At 34.8% G+C, this 3,572-nt stretch carries 2 protein-coding genes; one reads left to right on the top strand and one right to left on the bottom strand.

Going from position 1 to position 3,572, the window contains the following annotated elements:
• The first annotated feature begins 1 nt into the window (after position 1).
• The gene (locus BN338_RS07420; RefSeq protein ID WP_083868447.1) at positions 2-340 is read left to right on the top strand and encodes a helix-turn-helix domain-containing protein; all 339 of its coding nucleotides are present in this window, start codon (positions 2-4) and stop codon (positions 338-340) included.
• 1,749 nt (positions 341-2,089) lie between these two features.
• Here the strand turns inward: BN338_RS07420 and BN338_RS07415 are convergent.
• The gene (locus BN338_RS07415; protein ID WP_039760587.1) at positions 2,090-2,494 is read right to left on the bottom strand and encodes a hypothetical protein; all 405 of its coding nucleotides are present in this window, start codon (positions 2,492-2,494) and stop codon (positions 2,090-2,092) included.
• Positions 2,495-3,572 lie beyond the last annotated feature (1,078 nt).

Raw genomic sequence — 3,572 nt, 5'->3', positions numbered from 1 at the left:
TATTGATCTCTTTGTAGGCAAAAAAATTCGTTTTAGGCGAAAAATGGTAGGAATGTCTCAAAAAACATTAGGACAACACTTAGGGGCTACTTTTCAACAAATCCAGAAATATGAAAAAGGCTTAAATCGTGTGAGCGCAGGGCGTTTAAAGGAAATTTCCGATATTTTGAATGTTCCACTTACCTTTTTTTACACTGATATCATCACAAAAGAAAATGCCCCGTATCATCATGAAGAAATCGCATCAAGTAAAGAGGAGTTTTTTCTTTTAAAAAGTTTTAGAATCCTTCCATCTGTCAAACAAAAAGCCATTTTAAAATTAATTTCTGATCAAGATTAAAGTGGTTTAAACAATCTCTATATTTTACTATTCTTGGCCACACCCTGAACAACAAAGCGCTGCAATCCATAAACAACGCGGTTTTTAGCACAAACTTCATTTAGCTAATTTCATATGATATGGAGCCCGACACTTTCTTTTCATATGTATCTATGCTCTTCATAAACATTCCTGAAAATATCTTGAAACACATCATAACAATAGCGTTCTTTTTCTCATTAACTTCCCTTTTAGATCTATAAACAATCCAACTTCTCATCGAGAAAATTCTTACTCTTGACCACTCCTATAACTCCATCTCCTAGACGTATCTTCACTTATCATTTGCTTAAATAAATAATATATTGATTGATCATGGTAAATTATCTTTTTTCCACTTTAATCCTGAATATAATAAAATTATCTCCTAGCGATAAATCAATTAAAATTACTTGTTTGCACGCACAAGAAAGAGGGTATGGGTAAAAAAGAATAAACAATGTCCCAAGAATCTCAAGTACCAAAAGCTATCGCAACGTTGGAAACTGGAAAAATGTATGACGTTACTGAGAAATGTGACAATGCAATTTGCTCCTTCATTGCAATTTGCTCCTTCATTAAACATAAAGATGGTCGTACTCTATAGATTTTATATTATTTCCACTGGCGCTTATTATGCCCTTCACCAGCCCACCATTGCATTACAAGTACCATTGTGAAATGGGCTTACCTTAAGAAATATTTCTTTGAAACAAACACGTGAATTGACAACCCACGTACATTCCGTTTGGAATATTCTATTTTGCGTAAAGGATGTTTCTTCCATTAAAACATTACAGCCGCTGTCCAAAAATGAGCGCTGTTGCGAAATGGGTGTGATGAGTTTTGAAAAATTTTTCTTTGAAACAAGCGCTGTATACTGGGAACAATAAATGCATTCTTTTTGAACCGTTCTGTTTTACATAAGGGACGTGATCCCAGTAAAAAATGTAATAAACAAAAATATGAAGAAATGTATCATTTTCGCTCTTTAAAAGACAGCGCTTTAAATTCTTTTAAAAGCCGTAAAGCTAAAAGATGATGGTAAAAATATCACCTTTACAGCTAATTCTCCCCTAATGAAGCTATTTTCCCTTTTCAAATATTCATTTCAACAAAGATATGCTCACTTCAATCTAGCAGACAAAATCTGCCAAAGAAAATACTAAACCGCTTTAATCGTTGTCTCAAACAGGTAAATTCTAAAAAAGTATCACTTCCTATCACCACATGTCAAAAAACAGTGCTTCACGAGACAGGCAATATCCATCACATACTCTAAAAAGTATTTAATGTATAAAACTTTACATCACCACATTTTAAAGGAAGCTGTTTCATATGGCGTTACAGGGTGATCTCAATATCCCCTTTAGGATCTCAATATCCTCTTTCCTCCTTCCCCGAACAAAGAAACAACGCGCCCTATCAACCCAATCATTAAAACAATATTCTGTAAATAATCTCAATACTCTGTAAACAACCCACCATCTCTTAAAACGCCGCTTCCACTTGACTTCCCATAGATGCGTACACTTGGCATAACTTTAAAAGAGACTGTTTTAAAAACTCTGTTTTACAGCACAGTAGAATGATAATTTACAATAGAATGATAATTTAAATACCCAAACACACTTAAAACCTGTAAACTTAACAAACACACTCTTTATTCAAATCGATGCTCTCCCTCATTATTATAATCACACAGAACAGCCGATAGTCATCAAATTTAGATTATTCTTCTAATTCTTTTGGAAGTCCAGATAGTTGCATAGCTTGCGAAAGGTTATTGACTGCATTTAAATGCATTTGAAGCAATTCACTATTACGCTGTAATTTTTCTTGTAAATCAGACAGCAAACTTTCAACTTCATGCTCAATATCTTGATTCATATAGCGTTTCACATCGCTCATCGATTTATTAAGATCGCGTAAACCACGTATTTTACATAAATTTATTTCTTCGTAATCTGGCATACCACTGCTCTCTAGCATATTGCTTTCATAATCAACCACTTGAGCTAATCCTTTAACAGCAGCGACAAATTTTGTCATCGCCCAATCACGATCAATAAGATTATTATCAAGAGCTTTTGCTTTTGCTGCAAAACTATCATCACCATATTGCACTACAGACATTTTTATTTCCCCTTCAATCACATCGTTTAATCGCACTTTCACTCTCAAATGAGAGAGATTAAACAGTTTTTCTTCAATGCTGATACACTCAAATCGCGCTCGTAGTGCAAAAACTGCTCAGACAATAACACGACAGTCCTTAAAAGCGTACACCACTGCAACTTTCAGCACATTCTCTTAAAATATTTTTTTGCTTTGCTCCAAAACCATTATTGCTACTCTACTCACTGACCAAAATGTCATAAACTTAAACTTCTGCGCAGCAATATCGAAACTTATCAAAGCTTCCGAATTTTCTCTGTCTATTTCACGCCTATTTATCTATTTTGCCTAGCCTATTTCATTCTTGCCTAGCCTATTATCACCGCCAAATCTTCAACAGAAAATAACAATGCTCTGACAATAACCTTGGCAATAAAAAACTTGGCAACAAAAAACATCTGCCAAAAAAAAATTCGCAGCATATAAAGACTTAAGCCTATTAAGAACTTCAGCATTTCACCGATAGCAGCATTTTACCCTCCATAACTTTACGGCTTTCTCTGCACCTAAACCTGCATACTCTCTGGCACCCATAAAGCAGTACCCTACAAGATTAGCTACATCCCTTCAAAAGACACTCCCTCGCACCGTGCTCCTTCTGCATACACGCAGTATTTTATACAAAACACAAAAAGAATGCTCTTTTGAACAGATCAGCCATATAGCACTATAAAAAAGAAATCTTAAAATAGCTAAATAGCCATCAATCTCCCTTTTTCACTGATCATTCGCTTTTCTTTGCAATGAGTGACTATATAAGATTTTTTGAACCTTTTCAAGCGTTTCTTAATCCATCCATTCGATACGCCTTCAATGACAATTCACGCGCTAATTTTCAAGAAACAATCTCTTAAGCCCTCCAAACCCCATTTCACACAAGTTCATTTCACAGCAGCACCCATGAATAGTATAATGATAACTTCCCCATGAAATATAAAAATCCATTGAACCATCATCTTTATATGCTTAATAAAAGAGCAAGCTGACACCATCACACACTCAACCCCAATGTAGCTACTCCCTTTTTAGTACTTGA

Source organism: Bartonella queenslandensis AUST/NH15 (assembly GCF_000312585.1).
GTDB lineage: Bacteria > Pseudomonadota > Alphaproteobacteria > Rhizobiales > Rhizobiaceae > Bartonella > Bartonella queenslandensis_A.
Note: the sequence above shows the minus strand (reverse complement) of the source record. Positions and strands in the feature narration are given on the sequence as shown.